At 68.4% G+C, this 17426-nt stretch carries 17 protein-coding genes; 1 reads left to right on the forward strand and 16 read right to left on the reverse strand.

Annotated features, from left to right (window positions below; genetic code table 11):
• Positions 1–4: 4 nt before the first annotated feature.
• The 16 genes from CVV72_RS17155 to CVV72_RS17230 form a co-directional block, all read right to left on the reverse strand.
• Positions 5–2584 carry an FtsX-like permease family protein gene (locus tag CVV72_RS17155; protein ID WP_219153332.1) on the reverse strand — a complete coding sequence of 860 codons (2580 nt, stop codon included), beginning with the start codon at positions 2582–2584 and terminating at the stop codon, positions 5–7.
• On the reverse strand, positions 2581–3276 hold the full coding sequence (locus tag CVV72_RS17160; RefSeq protein WP_219153333.1) for an ABC transporter ATP-binding protein: 696 nt from the start codon (positions 3274–3276) through the stop codon (positions 2581–2583). Before CVV72_RS17160 ends, CVV72_RS17155 begins: the two co-directional genes overlap by 4 nt.
• Positions 3277–3349: 73 nt before the next feature.
• Positions 3350–3979 carry a hypothetical protein gene (locus tag CVV72_RS17165; protein WP_219153334.1) on the reverse strand — a complete coding sequence of 210 codons (630 nt, stop codon included), beginning with the start codon at positions 3977–3979 and terminating at the stop codon, positions 3350–3352.
• A gap of 151 nt (positions 3980–4130) precedes the next feature.
• Positions 4131–4625, reverse strand: a complete 495-nt coding sequence (locus tag CVV72_RS17170; RefSeq protein WP_219153335.1) for a hypothetical protein — start codon at positions 4623–4625, stop codon at positions 4131–4133.
• Positions 4622–5110, reverse strand: a complete 489-nt coding sequence (locus CVV72_RS17175; RefSeq protein ID WP_219153336.1) for a hypothetical protein — start codon at positions 5108–5110, stop codon at positions 4622–4624. Before CVV72_RS17175 ends, CVV72_RS17170 begins: the two co-directional genes overlap by 4 nt.
• Complete coding sequence (locus CVV72_RS17180; protein ID WP_219153337.1) at positions 5110–6345, reverse strand: MCE family protein; 1236 nt, start codon at positions 6343–6345, stop codon at positions 5110–5112. Before CVV72_RS17180 ends, CVV72_RS17175 begins: the two co-directional genes overlap by 1 nt.
• On the reverse strand, positions 6342–7547 hold the full coding sequence (locus CVV72_RS17185; protein WP_219153338.1) for an MCE family protein: 1206 nt from the start codon (positions 7545–7547) through the stop codon (positions 6342–6344). The genes CVV72_RS17180 and CVV72_RS17185 overlap by 4 nt, the downstream gene beginning before the upstream one ends.
• On the reverse strand, positions 7544–8725 hold the full coding sequence (locus CVV72_RS17190) for an MCE family protein (protein WP_219153339.1): 1182 nt from the start codon (positions 8723–8725) through the stop codon (positions 7544–7546). The genes CVV72_RS17185 and CVV72_RS17190 overlap by 4 nt, the downstream gene beginning before the upstream one ends.
• Positions 8722–9753, reverse strand: coding sequence for an MCE family protein (locus CVV72_RS17195; protein ID WP_219153340.1), 1032 nt, complete (start codon positions 9751–9753; stop codon positions 8722–8724). Before CVV72_RS17195 ends, CVV72_RS17190 begins: the two co-directional genes overlap by 4 nt.
• Positions 9750–10787, reverse strand: coding sequence for an MCE family protein (locus CVV72_RS17200; protein ID WP_219153341.1), 1038 nt, complete (start codon positions 10785–10787; stop codon positions 9750–9752). The genes CVV72_RS17195 and CVV72_RS17200 overlap by 4 nt, the downstream gene beginning before the upstream one ends.
• Before the next feature lie 313 nt (positions 10788–11100).
• Positions 11101–12435, reverse strand: coding sequence for an MCE family protein (locus CVV72_RS17205; RefSeq protein WP_219153342.1), 1335 nt, complete (start codon positions 12433–12435; stop codon positions 11101–11103).
• On the reverse strand, positions 12432–13280 hold the full coding sequence (locus tag CVV72_RS17210) for an ABC transporter permease (protein ID WP_034322613.1): 849 nt from the start codon (positions 13278–13280) through the stop codon (positions 12432–12434). Before CVV72_RS17210 ends, CVV72_RS17205 begins: the two co-directional genes overlap by 4 nt.
• Position 13281: 1 nt before the next feature.
• Positions 13282–14067: an ABC transporter permease gene (locus CVV72_RS17215; RefSeq protein WP_091597335.1), complete on the reverse strand. Its 786-nt coding sequence runs from the start codon at positions 14065–14067 to the stop codon at positions 13282–13284.
• A 144-nt stretch (positions 14068–14211) separates the two neighbouring features.
• Positions 14212–14973 carry a glucose 1-dehydrogenase gene (locus CVV72_RS17220; RefSeq protein WP_219153343.1) on the reverse strand — a complete coding sequence of 254 codons (762 nt, stop codon included), beginning with the start codon at positions 14971–14973 and terminating at the stop codon, positions 14212–14214.
• Between the two features lie 16 nt (positions 14974–14989).
• A complete protein-coding gene (locus tag CVV72_RS17225) occupies positions 14990–15874 on the reverse strand; it encodes a 3-oxoacyl-ACP reductase (RefSeq protein WP_219153344.1) in 885 nt (294 codons plus the stop codon).
• A 71-nt stretch (positions 15875–15945) separates the two neighbouring features.
• Positions 15946–16137 (reverse strand): ferredoxin, encoded by a 192-nt coding sequence (locus tag CVV72_RS17230; protein ID WP_219153345.1) that lies wholly within the window; start codon positions 16135–16137, stop codon positions 15946–15948.
• 103 nt (positions 16138–16240) lie between these two features.
• Between CVV72_RS17230 and CVV72_RS17235 the strand changes: the two genes are divergently transcribed.
• Positions 16241–17422 (forward strand): acyl-CoA dehydrogenase family protein, encoded by a 1182-nt coding sequence (locus CVV72_RS17235; RefSeq protein ID WP_219153346.1) that lies wholly within the window; start codon positions 16241–16243, stop codon positions 17420–17422.
• The last annotated feature ends 4 nt before the right edge of the window (positions 17423–17426 follow it).

Below are 17426 nucleotides of genomic sequence, written 5' to 3' on the forward strand. Positions count from 1 at the left end.
TCACTCACTCCATGACGCGCGGAGCGGGCAGCCGGGCCGAGGTGAGCCACCAGGCCGCGATCAGCGCCACCGCGACGAGGAGCGACGAACCACCGACGCTGAACAGCAGCGGGGTGAGCGTCCAGCCACTCCGCTCGGCGTGCAGGGACGAAGCCGCCGCCGCGTAGCCCGCCGCGAGCCCGATCACGGCACCGGAGATGGCGACGAGTCCAGCCTGTCCAGCCGCTATCCGGCGCCGGAGCCGGGGATCGGCACCCACGGCCGCGAGCACGGCGAAATCACCCCTGGACTCACCGGCCGCCAGCGCGACGCCGGTGATCACGATGGCGAGGGACAGCGCGACCGCGACCCCGGCGGCGATCTGGTTGACGGCCATGATCGTGCGGGGTTTCGGATCACCTCGCTCGACCGTGAGTTCCCCCGCACCCGCCGTTCCCCGCAGCAGCAGGGATCGCACTTCGTCCTCGATCCCCGGCGCGGGGATCGAGGAGCCGCGGAACAGCGTCGAGACATCGCCTCGAGGCGCGAGGCCGTACCGTTCCGTGGTCGCCTCCGACAGCAGCACCATGGGCGCGAGCTGCGTCTGCTGATTCCCGACGACCACGGCGGGCAGGGTGTGCCGCCGTTCCCCGGTCCGTCCTGGTTCCGGCACCGAAGTGGCGCCACCGGCGCGGTCCACCGATCCGGGACGCAGCGTGATCTTTCCCGTGTCGTCCCGCAAAGCCGGGTTCAGGACCAGCGCCGCCCCGGCGTCGAACGCGGCGGCTTCGGCCGGGTCCGGCGGCCGCCCGATCAGCGCCGTCAGCGCGGCGGGTGCCGCGGCCGCCACCACGGGCGCGGTCAAGGAGAATCCCGTCTTCCGCGCGCACTCGTCCACACTGACGTTCTGGGAGCCGACGGCGAGAGACTGGTCGAGACAACGTCGTAGCGTGCTGTCGGCCTGCACGAAACCGGGAAGACCGCCCCGCTCCGCCGGATAGATCACTTCGCGAAAGGTCCCGGTGCCGGGCATCCCGAGCTTCGCGGCGGCCACCGCCGTCGTCTCCCGATCGAGTCGCTGGTCGGCGGCGAACACGGCCGTGCCCTCCACTGTGGACGGCACGTAACCGGTCGGCTGCCGGGCCAGCCCGGTCAGCAGGAACGCCGCCGTCGTGGTGAACATGACGATCCCCGCGATCGCGGTGGCCAGTGCGGACGGCCGCGCGGTCGCCATCGAGGCGTCGCGCAGGACGAGACGGAACCACAGCGGCCCTCGGTGATTCCGCACCAGCGCCGACAGGACGGCCGCCAGGCCGAATCCGCAGCCGAGCACGATCAGGGCACCGCCGAGCACCGCCGGACCGGGTCCCGCGGTGAAACCGAGACCGAGCAGGACCACCCCCGCGACGACGAGACCGGCCGCGGTGAGCCGCCGTCCCGTACCGGCACGAGCCGCGACCACATCCCGGCCGTGCAACGCGTCGAGCGGTCTGGCCACCGCGGCCGACCTGCCGACGAGCACCGAACCGGCCGTGGTCGCGCACACCGCGAACAGGGCGACGATCAGGAGGAAGCCGTACGGGACCGTCAACGCTCCCCAGTCCTGTTCGGCGCGGGCCTCGAGGACGGGCAGCAGTGCCCACCCGGCGAGGATCCCCGCCGGCACTCCGGCGGCGACCGCCAGGCATCCGCACAGGACTCCCGTGGCGTACGCGATCGAAACCCGCTGCCGCGGCTCGGCCCCGACCACCGCGAGCAGACCGTGGGTCCGGCGTTGCCGCCGGGCGACGACCGCGAACGCGGCGCAGGTGACGACCGCGATCTCGGCCAGCACCGCGAAGAAGACACCCAGCACCTCCAGCACCGGCGTCTCCTCGATCCGGCTGAGTACGCCCGCCCGGTCGAGAACGGTCTCCCCGGTGGCCGCCAGCGCGCCGGGATCGCCACGCACCAGCCACACCAGCGAGACGTCCCCGCCGGACCTCACCACGGGATCCACCGCGGCCAGCACGGACGGGCCGAGCGGGACGATCGCGAAGGCCGAAGCGGTGTCAATGCGGTCCACGTAGAGACCGGACACCACGGCGTCACGGCCGCCTGCGGACAACCGGACGGTTTCCCCCGGCGTCACCCCGAGTCGCTCGGCGACCGCGAGGGAAAGACCGATCTCCCGTTCGGACTTCGGCGCCCGTCCCGCCGCCGGCCCGAACAAGGGCGCGGTCGTCGCGTTGTCGGCGAAGGCGTGCAATGCCACGGAGACGTCTCGATCTCCGGCGCCGACCACGGCCCTCGTTTCGAGGAGCGGCTCGGGATCGCTGCCGCGCCCGAGCGTCTCGGCCAACCGCGCCTCGCCGTCGCTCACCTGCTTCGCCAACGGGACGTCGGGCACGGGAATCGACGTGATCCGCCCGTCGGCCCCGCCGAGCGCACGGGCGATCCTTTCCTCCGGGGAGAACTCCGCGGTCGCCGTCACCGTGAAGTACCCGCTCACGCCGATCAACGGCAGCGCGACGAGCGTCACGATCAGGACGGTGACGCCCCGGCTGCGCCGCAACTCCCGTCCCGCGATCCGCAGCGCGAGTCTCCATCGCCGCAGTACTTTCACCGGACGTCTCCCGGCTTCTCGACCAGTTCACCGTCGAGAAGGTCTATGCGCCGGTCCGCCCACCGCGCCACGGCCGCGTCGTGGGTCACCACCATGCCCGCCGCGCCGTCGTCCACCTGCTTGCGCAGGAACTGCAGGACCTCGGCGGCGGTCGCGGAGTCCAGCGCGCCGGTGGGTTCGTCGGCGAGCAGTACCCGGCGCCCGCCCGAAAGCGCGCGGGAGATGGCCACCCGCTGTTGCTGTCCGCCGGAAAGCTGATCGGGGAAGCGATCTTCGAGCCCGCTCAGGTCCACCGTGGCCAGGGCGGCGCGGGCCTGCGCGGCGGCCTCCCGGCGGTTCACCCCGTCGAGTTCCGCGGGAAGCATCACGTTCTCCAATACGGTCAGCGTCTTCACCAGGTTGTAGTTCTGGAAGACGAAGCCGATATTGCGGCGTCGATGACGGAAGAGTTTCGTGGCGCTCAGTTTCCCGAGATCGGCCCCGGCGACCTCCACCGTTCCGGAATCGGGACGCTCGAGCCCTCCGGCCACGAGAAGCAGCGTCGACTTCCCCGAACCGCTGGGGCCGAGCACCGCGACCAGCTCACCCGGTTTCACAGCCACATCGACACCGCGCAAGGCGTGCACGGTGGTTTCACCGGCGACATAACGGCGATGAATGCCGGAAAGCCGAATGAGCGTTTCTTCCGCCATCGAGCCACCCCTCATTTTTCGGCAAGGCTACCGCGAGCGGGAAGTACGGACAACGGCCGCTCGCGGCATTCGCTCAGTTCCGGGTTTCCACGATCACGCCACGGATACTGAACAGGCAACTCCCCGTTCTCAACGCCCAGGTGCCTCTGCCCGCCCAGGGGCTGTAGGTGTCCGGCGCGAAGGCGCAATCCGCACGGAGCCGGACCTCGCCGCTACGCACGACACAGGTGCCGATCCCCTGATCTCCCGAAGTACTGGTCACACAACTGACGTCCGCCGCCGAGGCGGGGGAGGCCGCGACCAGCGACCCGGCCGCCACCGCCGCCGCCACACTCACACCGGACACCACACGTTTCACCGCGGAGTTCATCAAGCTCACCCTTCGACTGAAGTTGACTTGCACGACAACAACTCCGGAATCCGCCAGTCGTTCGGAAACGGTGAATGGTTCAGATCTTTCAGTACGACTTCCCCAAGCCGGACACATCCGAAGCGCGCGAACCAGCAGAACGACGAACACCGCCGCCGGCACACTTCGACAATCAGAGCTCATCCGACAAAAAAGTACGGATTCCGCAAACAGTTCCCCATCCCCGAAGATCGATTTTTTCGACCTCAAGGCGAAGATTACTCGCACGGCTCCCGTGGACAAAAAGACCCATTCGAGTGAACCGAACAAAATCCTCCACAATGGATATTCCATGGGCGCCTGCCTCGATGAACGCGATAACGACCCCGCCGCTCCGGGATCGGCGCCACAGCGGTATCACCTTTCAAAATTCAGCCTTCTCCGCAGATCACCCGAACGTTTTCAGGACCACGTCCGAACGGTTCGGGGTGATCACCCGCGCGGCTCAGAGCGGGATGAGTCGCGAAATCTTCCACCGGCCGTCGACGCGCTGCGCGGTCACCGAGAGCTGCGAGACCGTCGACTGCGGCGCGCCTCCCCCGGCGGTCATCGTCTGCTGGTCGAGGAACAGCAGCACTTCCGCCTGGTCGCCGCGCAGGGACCGGACGCCCAGCGAGCGGACCGTCGTCGTCCGCACGAGCTTCTGGTCCTCGGCCCGTTTCCGCGCCGAAGCGAACTGGTCCCGGTACTGGCCGGTCGCCTCGCCGGTCAGCACGTCGGCCGCGGCCCGCTCGGTGCGCGCGAGGTTGCTGTAGTCGTAGGAGAAGACGGCCTTCACCCCGGCGCCGACCTGGTCCGCGACCTCGGCCGTGGCGGCCTGGTCCACCAGCGCCGCGTTGCCGTCCGAGCCCAGCGAAGACGCTTCGAGACCGAACCACACCGCGCAGCCGGTCGCCAGCGCGATGATCCCGCTCAGGACCCACGGGACGCGCCCGGTCATGATCCCGCCGCCTGGACCGCGCTGACCTTCCAGCCGTCCGCGACGCGCTGGTAGTCCACGGTCAGCCTGCTCACCTTGGGCACGGCCGGGCCGCCGCCGGTGCTGACCCGCACGTCCAGCACGGCCATCAGCCGCGCGGTCCCGGCCGCGGTGTCGAGTTCGGTGACCGCGGCCTGTTCGAGCTCGGCGGTGGCGACGGTCTTGCTCGCGGTCGCCCGGTCGATCTGGATCTGCCGGTCGCCGGTGAGGTCCTTGCCGAGGCGCCCCGTGGTGACGCCGAGCCAGCGGTCGACGTCCTGGGCGCCGCTGCGGTAGTCGATCGTGTTGAGCACTTCGAGCTGGCCGGACGCGGCGGCCAGGACGGCTTCGCGTTCCCGGCCCCTCGCCAGGCCGTCGTCCCGGGCGGCGCTCCACCAGGACCAGCCGAACCACGCGGCGATGAGGAGCGCGATGGCAGCGGCGACAGTGAGGGCACGGGTGAGCACTACTTGCCGCCCAGCAACGCGCCGAGTCCGCCGGGGGCGGATCCGGTGAGCAGGCTCAGCACACCCGGCAGCTGAGCGGATTCCGCCGCCTGCTGGGTCTGCTTCGGCCGCTCCGGGACCGCCGGCGGTTTCCCGGCGTACGGGGCGTTCTGCGAGCCTCGTACGCCGGTGGGGCTTCCCGGCGGCTCGGCGCAGTACGCCTGGGTGTTCACCGGCGCCTCGGTGGTGTCGTTGGCGGGACGCTGTTTCGTGCCTTCGTAGCCCTTCGTGCACGAGACCGGGTCGAAGAAGTTGAACACCACGCCCAGGTGACCGGTGCCGTCCGGCGACGTCGAACGCGAGAACGCCGAGATGATCGGGTACGCGACGAGCAGTTCCTCGATCGCGTCGGTGCGGGCGGAGGTGATCTGGGCGGTCGTGAGCGTGTTCGCGAACAGCACCCCGAGGTCGGTCCCGGAGACCGCGAGCACGTCGCTGATCTGGCGGCTCAGCTTCGGTGCCTCCTCGATCACGCGCCGCAGATCCGGGTCCGACGTCTTCAGCTGCGCGGCGATCGTCTTGAGCCCGCTGGAGAACTGGGTGATGTTGTCCGCCTGCCGCCGTTGGGTGTCCAGCACCGTCCGCGAGTTGGCGAGCAGGCCCTGGGTGTCGGGCAGGTACTGGGTCGCGGTCGCGGTGAGGGAACCGGTGCTGTTCAGCAGTTGCCGCAGATCCGGGCCCGCGTTCGCGAAGGCCTCGTAGGTCTCGTCGACGACGGTCTTCAACGATTCCGGCTTCACACTCGACACCAGCTTGTCCAAATTGGACAGCACAGTGTCCGGCGCGAGCGGGATCGACGTCCTGTCCCGCTTGATGACCGATCCCTCGGCCAGGTACGGCCCGTTTTCGTGCATGGGCAGCAGATCGACGTACTGCTCCCCCACCGCCGACCGGTTCGCGACCGCGGCCTTGGTGTCCGCGGGGATCTTCGGCGCCCCCGAATCGATGTCGAGGCCGAGGTCGATGCCGTGTTCGGTGAGCGTCATCGACGCGACCTTGCCCACCGCGACACCGCGGTAGGAGACCTCGGCGTTGACGAAGATCCCGCCGGAGTCCATGAGCTGCGCGGTGACGAGGTAGCCGCGGGTGCCGAAGAGCCGGTCCAGACCGGCGTACTTGCCGCCCGCGTAGACGACCGAAACCACCGCGATGACGACGAACGCCGCCAGCTGGATCGTGGTCTTGCGCGTGATCACCGGCCACCTCCGAGCAGCGGCCCGAGGATCCCGCCCAGTACGCCGCCGAGCACATCCCCCTGCGGTGCCTGGGGAGCCTGCGGAAGATCACCGGTGGGAAGCGGCAGCACCGGTGGCGCGGCACCGTTGTTGAACGGGATCGCGCCGGGGGTGCCGGTGCCCCGGGTACCGGGCAGCTGGATGATCGGCTGCGACGAGTTGTTCATGTTCTCCAGGAACGTGTCCAGTTTCAGGTCGATCTTCGCTTCGACGTTCGCGTAGTCGCCCTTGATCACATTGCCCGCGTAGTCCGGGAACGGGTACGTGAGCAGGATCCGCAGCGCCGTCGGCAGGTCCTGGCCGGCTTCGGCGAGCTTCTTCAGCGTGGGTTGCAACGCGCGCAAGTTCGCGACCAGCGTGTCCTTGCTCGCGTTGATCGTCTCGGTCGCGACCCCGGACAGCGTGTTCAGCGACTGCAGCATGCCGACGAGCTGGTCCCGTTGCTCGGTCACGACCTTGAGCCCTGGCGAGAGGTTGTCGAGCGCGTTCGTGAGGTTCTGCGTCTGGCCGACGAGGGTCTTGGACAGCTTGTCGAGGCCGTCGATGGCGCGCAGGATCTCACCCTTGTGCCCGTCGAGTTCGGTGGCCAGCTTGTCCACTTGGGACAGCAGGGAGCGGACCTCGGCCTCGTTGCCGGTGAGCGCTTCGTTGAGTTCGTGGCTGATCTTCTGGATCTGCTCGACCCCGCCGCCGTTGAGCAGCAGGGAAAGCGCGCCGAGGACCTCTTCGACCTCGGGGTTGCGATTCGTGCGGTCCAGCGGGATCTTCGCGCCCTCGGCGAGCGTTCCCTCGGGTTTCTCGGGGGCGTGCAGATCGACGAACTTCTCCCCGAGCAGGCTCGACTGCCGCAGCTCGGCACGAGCGTTCGCGGGCAGCGCGATGTCGCCGTTGACGACCATGCTCACCCATGCCGAACGCGTGTCCGGCGCGAGGTCGATCTTCTCGACCCGGCCCACCGGGACGTCGTTGACCTTCACACTCGCCTGCGGCACCAGGTCGAGAACGTCGGAGAACTGCGCGGAGAGCCGGTACGGGTGGTCGCCGAGATCCGCGCCGCCCGGCAACGGCGTGTTGTACAACCCCGAAAAACCGCCGTCACTGCAGCCGGCGAGCACGAGGACGCCCGCCATCACTCCCGCGATCTTCTGCCGTTGCCGCCTCATTTCGGGAGCCCCTTCGTCATGACGTCGACGAGCGGGAGCGGCAGCGGTGGCAGCTCACCGCTTTGCAGTGAGGCCAGCACCTGCGGGACCGACGGGAGTTTCAGCGTGCCGTCGAGGACCGGCGCGAGCTGTTTGCAGATGGTGCCCAGCGCGTCCGGGATCGGTTTCGGCGTGCTCGCGCTGATCAGGCGGCATACGGTCAGGATCGGCGGATGGGTCAGCTCGTTCAGGTTGTCCCGCACCGCGATCGTGCCGGACGCGGCGTCGTAGGAATTGATGAAGTTGGTCGCCCCGGTCGGCGCGATGTCGATCACCTCGGCGAGCGAGGCCCGCTGGTCCACGAGCACCTTCGTCAGGCCCGCCAATTTGTCCACATTGGACGAGAGGAGATCCTTGTTCTCCGCGACGAACTTCTCGACGTCGCCCATCGCCGTCGCCAGGGAGTTCAGCGCGGCGCCGACGTCGGCGGAATCCGCCGCCAGGAAACCGCTCACGTCCGCGGCCCGGCGATAGAACTCGTTGAGCTGCTTGTCGCTTTCGGCCAGCGCGCCGGTGAAGGAGTTCAAGTTCTGGACCGTGGTGAACAGGTCGCCTTTGGAGCCGTCCAGCGTCTTGGCCAGTTCGGACAGCCGCGTCACCGTGGTGTTGAGGTTCTTGCCGTTGCCGTCGAGGTTCGCCGCGGCGGTGTCGAGCACGTCGGACAGCGCGCCGTTCTTGTTGGCGCCGTTGGGTCCCAGGCTGGTCGAGAGCTTGTCGAGACTGGTGTAGAGGTCGTCGAGTTCGGCCGGGGTCGCCGTCTTCTCCTTCGCGATCACCGTGTCCGACGCCATTTCGGGGCCGCTCTCGTAGGCCGGGGTCAGCTGGACGTACCGGTCGCTGACCAGGCTCGGAGCGACGACGACGGCTCCCGCGTCGGCCGGGATCGGGGTGTCGCCGTCGATCCGCATGTCGACCCGGACCGCCTCACCCTGCGGCGTGACCCCGGTGATCTCCCCGACCTTCACCCCGAGCACCCGGACCGACGAACCCGCGTAGAGCCCGACGGTCTTCCCGAAGTAGGCACTGATCCGCGTCCCGCCGGGTTCTTTGAACACCAGCCACAGCCCGGCGGTCAGCAGCAGGACGAGGACGCAGGCGAACGCGATCCACTCGTACAGCGTGCGGGTCCGGGTGCTCATCGTCCGCCCACCCCCTGGTTCGGCGCCGCGATCGGCGGGGTGCAGCCCTCCGGGTTGACCTGGAACGCGCCCGCGATGATCGTCGGCGGCAGCAGCCCGCACAGGTATCCCTCGAACCAGCGCCCGTTGCCGGTCGCGTTGGCGCCGACGCGGGCGAACGGCGCCATCAGCGCGAGACTGCGGCTGAGGTTGTCCTGGTTGCGCTGCAGGATGTCGGTGACCTTGCCGAGTTTCTCCAGTGTCGGCTTCAGCTGCTGCCGGTTGTCGGCGACGAGACCGGACAGCTGCGCCGAGACCTGTTGCGTGCCCTTGAGCAAGGTGCTGATCGCGTCCTTCCGGTTCTGCAGTTCGGCGAGCAGGAGATTGCCGTCGTCGAGGATCCGTTTCAGCTGGGCGTTGCGGTCGGAGAGCGTCTTGGACACCTTGCTCGTGTTGGCCAGCAACGTCTTCAGGTCACCGTCGCGGGAGGACACCGTCTTGGACAAAGAGGAGAGGCCGCTCAGCGCGTCCTTGAGGTACTGCGGGCTGTCCTTGAGCGCGTCGGAGAGGACGGTGAAGCTCGTCGCCAGCTGGGCGGTATCGATGTCGCCGACCGTGCCGGACAGCTCCTGGAACGCGTCCTGCAGCTCGAACGGCGTCCGCGTGCGGTCGAGCCCGATGGTGGTGTTCGGGTCCTGGTTCGCCTTGCCCTTCGGGGTGAGCGCGAGGAATTTCTCGCCGAGCAGCGTCTTGATCTCGATGGACGCGGCGGTCGCGTCGCCGACCCGGACATCCTTGACCCGGAACTTCACCAGCACCTTCTTGCCCGCCAGCTCCACCGAGCTGACCTGGCCGACCTTGACGCCGGCGACCTGCACCTCGTTGTCCGGTGCCAGCCCCGCGGACTCGCCGAAGTACGCGGAGTACGTCGTCCCGCTGCCGAACAACGGGATCCGGTCGGAGAAGTACGTCGTCACCGTGATCAGCACGATCAGGATGAGCGTCACGCCGCCGACCACGGCCTGGTTGCGTTCCTTGAGCGGTTTCACGGCCCGCACCTCTCCGGTCGCTGCGTGCCGGGCAGCGGCGTGATCGGCAGTTCGATGTCGAGCGCTTTGATACCGATGCTGCCGGAGATCCCGCACAGGTAGTAGTTGAACCAGCTGCCGTAACTCAGCGTCCTGGTGAACTTCTGCAGGTTGCCCGGCAGCACCTGCAGGAGATGGTCGAGCAGCTGTTCCGAATCGCCGAGGTTCTGTGACAGCGCGCCGAGCTGGACGACGTCGTCCTTGAGCGCGGGGCGCGCGTCGGCGAGCAGGCCGGTGGTGGCGACGGTGAGGTCGCCCAGCGCCTTGACCGCCTCCCCGATCGGCTGCCGCTGCTCGGCGAGCCCGGTGACCAGCCGCTGGGTCTGGTCGATCAGCTCGCCCAGCTCCGGCGAACGTTTCTCGACCGTGCCGAGCACGGTGTTGAGGTTCGCGATGACGTCACCGATGATCTTGTCCTTGCCCGCGATGGCCGACGTGACCGACGCGGTGTGCGCGAGCAGGCTGGTGATCGTGCCGCCCTCGCCCTGGAAGACCTGGATGATCTCGTAGGACAGTTTGTTGACGTCCTCGGGGTTCAGCGCGCGGAAGAGCGGTTTGAACCCGTTGAACAGCACGGTCAGGTTCAACGCCGGTTTGGTGCGCTCGGGCGGGATGACCCCGCCGCGCGGCAACGACTTCTCGTCGCCGATGTCCGTGCCGAGCGAGAGATACCGCTGGCCGACCAGGTTCCGGTACTTGATCGTCGCGGTGACCGACGCGGGCAGCCGATGCGAGGTCTGGACGTCGAAGTGGACCTGGGCGAAGTTCTTCTCGCCCTCTTCGACCTCGATCTTGCCGACCTGGCCGACCTTCACGCCGACGATGCGGACGTCGTCGCCTTCCTTGAGCCCGGACGCGTCGGTGAACTTGGCCGTGTAGCCGGCGGTGTCGCCGAAGTTGGTGTTCGCGATGGTGGCGCCGAGGACCGCGGTGAGCAGCACGGTCACCACGGCGAAGATGAGGATCTTGACCAGATCCGGGACGAAGGACCTCATCGGGCGTCCCTCCCGCCTCGTGAGTGGCTGGGACGGTTAGAACCGTCCTTACCGCTCACGAGGCCCCAGCGTGTCCGGTCGCTTCCTGCCGCCGCGGGCCGAGCGCGTTGCGAAAGCCACTTTCGCAACGTCGAAGGTTGCGAAAGTGGCTTTCGCAACGTCGGCAGGGTGGGTGTTGGGGCGACCGGCGGGCAGCCGGGGGCCACGCCCGCACCCACCGCGCGCGTGTCGCGAAAGCCACTTTCGGGACATCTGGTGTCCCGAAAGTGGCTTTCGCGACGTGGCCCGGTGCCCGGCGAGCTCGGCTGAGTCCTCATCGCAGCTCCACCTCCACCCCGCGGTACAGCGGCCCCACCAGCAGGCTCCCCCAGTTCGGCACCTGATCCGGCGTCGTGCCCATCGCGGGCGACACGAGCAGGTCGATCAGCCGCTGCTCGTCCGGCGAGTTCACCACCGAACCACCCGCGCCCCCGCCCGCGGGAATGGTCCCGTTCGAGGGCAGGGTGCCGTCCGGGTCGCGCGGCGGCGCGGGTTTCGACGATCCGTCGTCGATGGCGCCGTCCGGCGGGTACTGCGGCCAGCGGCCCGGCGGCGGCACTTCCGGATAGCACCGGGGGCCGCGTTTGTCGTTGTACTTCGGCTCGTCGACACCGGGGAGGTACTTGCCCCGGCTCGGCGTGAACTCGATCGTCACCCGGCTGACCTCGGGATGCGCGGTGCCCTTGCCGAACGCGAGTTCCGCGCGTGGCACCGATCCGGCGAGCTGTTTGAGCAGGCACGGGTACTCCGGCGCGTATTTCGCGAGGACGTCCAAAGTGGGCTGAAGGTTGGTGGTGAGGCGGATCAGGTTGTCCTGGTTCACCTTCAGGAAACTCGTCAGGTCGATCGAGGCCGCGGTCACCGTCGAGTACACGTCGGCGAGCCCGCGCTGGCTCTCGACCAGGGTCTTGCTCGTGGTGGTCAGATCCGACAGCGCGGCCAGCAGATCCGGCGCGGCCCTGTCGTAGATCTTGGCGGCGTCGGCCAGCCCGGTGATGTCGGCCTTGAGATCGGGCAGCGACGGATTCACCTTGCCGAGGTAGTCCGAAAGCCCGGCCAGCGTCGAGCCGAGCTGCTTGCCCTGACCGTCCAAAGCGGACGCGACGGCGTTGAGGGTGCTGGCCATCTTCTCCGGCTGGACGGCCTGCAGCAACGGCATCACGTTGCCGAGCACGGTTTCCAGCTCGATTGCGCTGCTGCTGCGGTCCTGCGGGATGACGTCGCCCTCGGCGATGTGCCGTGCCGGCTTCTCGGGGATCTGCAAAGCGACGTACCGTTCGCCGAACAACGTCTTCGGCAACAGCCGCGCGGACACGTTCGACGGGATGACCGACGTCTTGTCCGGTTGCAGCGCCAGCTCCATCGTCGCGCGGTCGCCGTGCGCCCGGATCTCCCGGACCTCGCCGACGACCATTCCGCGCACCTTCACGTCCGCGCCCACGCGCATCTGGTTGCCGATGCGGTCGGTCTCCAGTTTCACCAGGGTCACCGTGGTGAAGGCCTTCTGGTAGAAGGCGATGGTGGTGACGAAGAACAGCACGACCACCACGAGGAAGACCAGGCCCAGCACCTGATGCCGGAGCCGCCGCAGCAGAATCCCCCTGTTCACCCGGAAATCCTCACCGTCGTCGTGGCGCCCCAGATCGCGAGGCTGAGGAAGAAGTCGAGGACCGAGATCAGCACGATCGACGTCCGCACCGCGCGGCCGACCGCGACACCGACCCCGGCGGGCCCACCGCTGGCGGTGTAGCCGTAATAGCAATGCGACAGGATCACGAGCACACTGAAGATGATCACCTTGAGGAACGACCAGAGCACGTCCTCGGGCGGCAGGAACAGCGTGAAGTAATGGTCGTAGGTGCCCGCGGACTGGCCGTAGAGCCAGATGGTGATCTGCCGCGAGGCGAGGTACGACGAAAGCAGGCCGACGGCGTAGAGCGGGATGACCGCGGTGACGCCGGCGATCACCCGTGTCGTCACGAGATACGGCAGGCTCGGCACGCCCATCACTTCGAGCGCGTCGATCTCCTCGGAGATCTTCATCGCGCCGAGCTGCGCGGTGAACCCGCAACCGACGGTGGCCGAAAGCGCGAGCCCGGCCGAAAGCGGCGCGACCTCACGGGTGTTGAAGTACGCCGAGATGAACCCGGTGAGCGCGGCGGTGCCGAGCTGGTTCAGCGCGGAGTAGCCCTGCAGGCCGACGATGAGACCGGTGAACAGCGTCATCCCGATCATCACGCCGAGCGTCCCGCCGATCACCGCGAGCGCGCCGGTGCCGAAGCTGACCTCGGTCAGCAGGCGGAAGATCTCGCGGCCGTAGCGCCGGATCGTGCGCGGGGTCCAGGCCAGCGCGCGGAAGTAGAACGACAGCTGGCCGCCGAAGCCTTCCAGCATCGCGCCGGGGCGCGCGATGATTTCGAGCGTCCGGTCCGAAACAGCGGGTTCGCCTGCCATGTCACATCGCCTTCGGCGGCACGATCCGCAGGTAGATCGCCGTCAGCACGACATTGATCAGGAACAGCAGCAGGAACGTGATGACCACGGCCTGGTTCACCGCGTCGCCGACACCCTTCGGCCCGCCCGCCGGGTTCAGCCCGCGGAACGCCGCGACCACCCCGGCGACGAAACCGTAGAGGAGCGCCTTGATCTCACTGATCCACAGATCAGGCACCTGGGCGAGCGCGTTGAAACTGGCGAGGTAGGCACCGGGGGTGCCGCCCTGCATGACGACGTTGAAGAAGTAGCCGCCGAGCACGCCCACGACGCTGACCAAACCGTTCAGCAGCACGGAAACCACGATCGCGGCGAGTACGCGCGGCACGATCAGGCGCTGGATCGGGTTGACCCCGAGGACCTCCATCGCGTCGATCTCTTCGCGGATCTTGCGGGCGCCGATGTCGGCACAGACCGCGCTGCCGCCCGCGCCCGCCACGAGCAGCGCGGTGATCAGCGGGCTCGCCTGCTGCACGATCGCGAGCGCGCTCGCCGCGCCGGTGAACGACTGCGCGCCGATCTGCTGCGTCAGCGAGCCCAGCTGCAAGGCGATGACGGCGCCGAACGGGATCGCCACGAGCGCCGTCGGCAGGATGGTGACGCTGGCGAAGAACCAGCACTGCTGGATCCATTCGCGGAACTGGAACGGGCGTTTGAAGATCGCGCGCAGGACTTCCCACGACAGCGTCGCGAGCCTGCCGACCTGGATGAGCGCACCCGTACCCGGGACGGACACCGATGCGTTCACAGAACCTCCCAGTAGCCTGCCCCGAGTCTTACTCCACCTGTCAACGCCCCATTGCGTTAGCGGTGTTCACTCTGCTCTCGGCACCTCCGCGTCAGTCCATCCATGCCCCCGCCACCACCCTCAGCGGAGGCGCTTCGCGCCCGATCAAAATCTGAGTGCGTGCGTGGCACAGGCGCCGCCGTCGGCGACGAACTCCGAACCCGTGCTGTACGAACTTTCGTCACTGGCCAGGAACAACACGAGTTTCGCGATGTCCTCCGGCTGTCCGACCCGGCCCAGGGCGACCTTCTTGCCGACCCACGACATGTCGACTTTCTGCCCGCCGGCGGCGGCCGCGACCATCGGGGTGTCGATCGCGCCGGGATGCACCGAATTGACCCGGATGTTCTTCGCGCCGAGTTCGAGCGCGGCGACCTTGGTCATCCCGCGGATCGCGAACTTGCTCGCGGTGTAGGCGACGAGGAACGGCATCCCGGCGAGCCCTTCGACTGAGGACACGTTGACGATGGAGCCGCCTCCGGCCCCGGTCATCGGTTCAACGACCGAACGCATCCCGAGAAACGCCCCGATCTGGTTGACCCGGATGACGCGTTCGTAGTCGGCGAGCGTGGTCTTGCCCAGTTCCGAGAAATGCAGGATGCCCGCGTTGTTGACCAGCACGGTCGGCGGGCCGAACTCCGAGACGGTGCGCTCGATCGCGGCGTCCCATTCGGCCTCGTCGCCGACGTCGAGGTGCTGGTAGACGGCGGACTCGCCGAGCTCGGCGGCGAGTTTCTTGCCGTCGAGGTCGTTGATGTCGGCGATCACCACGCGTGCGCCCTCGGCGACGAACAGCCGCGCGGCCGCCTCACCCTGCCCGCGGGCGCCGCCGGTGATCAGCGCAACCTTGCCGTCGAGCCTGCCCATCGTCATCTCCTCCGATTCACGGCAGCGACATGATCTCGGACGCGGAGAACATCCGTTCCGGGTCGCGGTCGGCGAAGTAGCCGCCCACGCTGGTGGCGAGTTCGTCGGCGGTCCAGGTGCCGTTGACGGTGTCGAACCGCTGTTCCACCGACGGCGGCCGCATCAGCGCGACCATCCCGCCGTAGACGAGGAACACCTGGCCGTTGACGCGATCGGCCTCGGGCGAGCAGAGGAAGGACACGAACGGCGCGACGTGGTCGACCGACAGCGGGTCGATCCCTTCCGGCGCGTCGGCGCCGAAAACGGCTTCGGTCATCGCCGTACGGGCGCGCGGGCAGATCGCGTTGGCGCGGACGCCGTAGCGGGAAAGGCCGCGCGCGGCGGAGACGGTCAGCGCGGCGATACCCGCCTTGGCCGCGCCGTAGTTCGGCTGGCCGGGCGCGCCGAGCAGGAACGACTCCGACGCGGTGTTGACCACCCGGCCGTACACCGGCGCGCCGTCCACTTTGGACTTGTCGCGCCAGTACGCCCCGGCGTTGCGCGAAAGCAGGAAATGCCCGCGCAGGTGGACCCGGAGCACGGTGTCCCATTCGTCGTCGGTCATCGAGAAGAGCATCCGGTCGCGCAGCACGCCCGCGTTGTTGACCAGGAGGTGCAGCCCGCCGAAGTGGTCGACGGCGGCGGTGAGCAGCGCGTCCGCGGTCGCGGACTCCGACACGTCACCGGTGACCGCGATGGCCTTGCCACCCTCGGCCTCGATCTCGTCGGCCACCGCCCGCGCCGCGGCCGACACGTCGTTGACCACCACCGACGCTCCCGCGGCGGCCAGCGCCAGCGCCTCGGCCCGGCCGAGTCCCGCGCCGGCCCCGGTCACGATGGCCGTCCTGCCGTCCAAGCTCACTCCAGGCCTCCTCGCCTCTCCGCACACAGTAGAATCTGTTCTTGCTCAACGCAAGCAGCAAATAAACGGTGCTAACCACGCATGAGCAGGGCATTTTTCGGACAGCTCGCCACAGCTTGAGTAACACGTTCTACTTGATTCTGCGGAACTTCCGCCGACGCGAGGACAAGCTCCTCGTCATCGTCGAGATCGAAGACCTCGGGCGCGAAGCCGACACAGATCGCGTTCGCCTCACAGAGCGAGCGATCGACGTCGATCTCCATATTCCCTCCTCGCCGCCACACCTGGTACAACTAGAACAGGTTCTACCTTACCGCCGCGAGCGGCCATGGCACCAGTAACGAGCACCGACGGCAGAGGTGACGGATGCGGATCGACTACACGCCGGAGCAGCGGGCGCTGGCGGCGGAACTCAGGGAGTACTTCGCCGGGCTGATGACCCCCGAACGCCGTGAAGCCCTGGCCGGTGCCGGTGGCGAATACGGTGACGGCCTGGTGTACAAGGAAATCGTCCGCGATCTCGGTAGCGCGGGCCGGCTCGCGATCGGCTGGCCCCGCGAGTACGGCGGACAGGACCGGTCGATGCTCGACCAGCTCGTCTTCACCGACGAAGCGGCCGCGGCGGGGGTGCCCGTCCCGTTCCTCACGGTGAACACCGTCGGGCCGACCATCATGCGCTACGGCACCGAAGAACAGAAGGCGTTCTACCTGCCGAAGATCGCCGCCGGCGAGCTGCACTTCGCGATCGGCTACTCCGAGCCGGGCGCGGGCACCGACCTGGCGTCCCTGCGCACCCGCGCGATCCGCGACGGCGACGACTACGTCATCAACGGCCAGAAGATGTGGACGAGCCTGATCGAGTACGCCGACTACGTCTGGCTGGCCGCCCGCACCGACCCCGACGCCCGCAAGCACAAGGGCCTGAGCATGCTGATCGTGCCGACCTCGGCCCCCGGCTTCTCCTGGACGAAGGTGCACACGGTCGCCGGGCCGGGTACGAGCGCGACCTACTACGACGACGTGCGCGTCCCGGTGACCTCCCGGGTCGCCGGGGAGAACGAGGGCTGGCCGCTCATCACGAACCAGCTCAACCACGAACGGGTCGCGCTGACCTCGGCCGCGCCGATCCAGACATCGCTGCGCGAGGTGCGGAGCTGGGCGCAGGCCACGAAGCTGCCCGACGGCTCCCGTGTCCTCGACCAGCCGTGGGTGCGGCTGCACCTGGCGCGGATCCACACGCACGCCGAGTACCTGAAGCTGCGGAATTGGCGCATCGCCTGGGCGGCCGCGAGCGGCGACCTCGGCCCGGCGGAGGCGTCGGCGACGAAGGTCTTCGGCACGGAGTTCGCGACCGAGGCGTACCGGCTGATGATGGAGATCCTCGGCGCGGGCGCCGTCGTCCGCGAAGGCTCCCCTGGCGCCCAGTTGCGCGGCCGGATCGAACGGCTGCACCGGTCTTCGCTGATCCTCACCTTCGGCGGCGGGACCAACGAGATCCAGCGGGACATGATCGCCGCCACCGCCCTCGGCCTGCCCGTCACGCGCTAGGAGA

Source organism: Amycolatopsis sp. TNS106, assembly GCF_019330265.1.
GTDB lineage: Bacteria > Actinomycetota > Actinomycetes > Mycobacteriales > Pseudonocardiaceae > Amycolatopsis > Amycolatopsis lurida.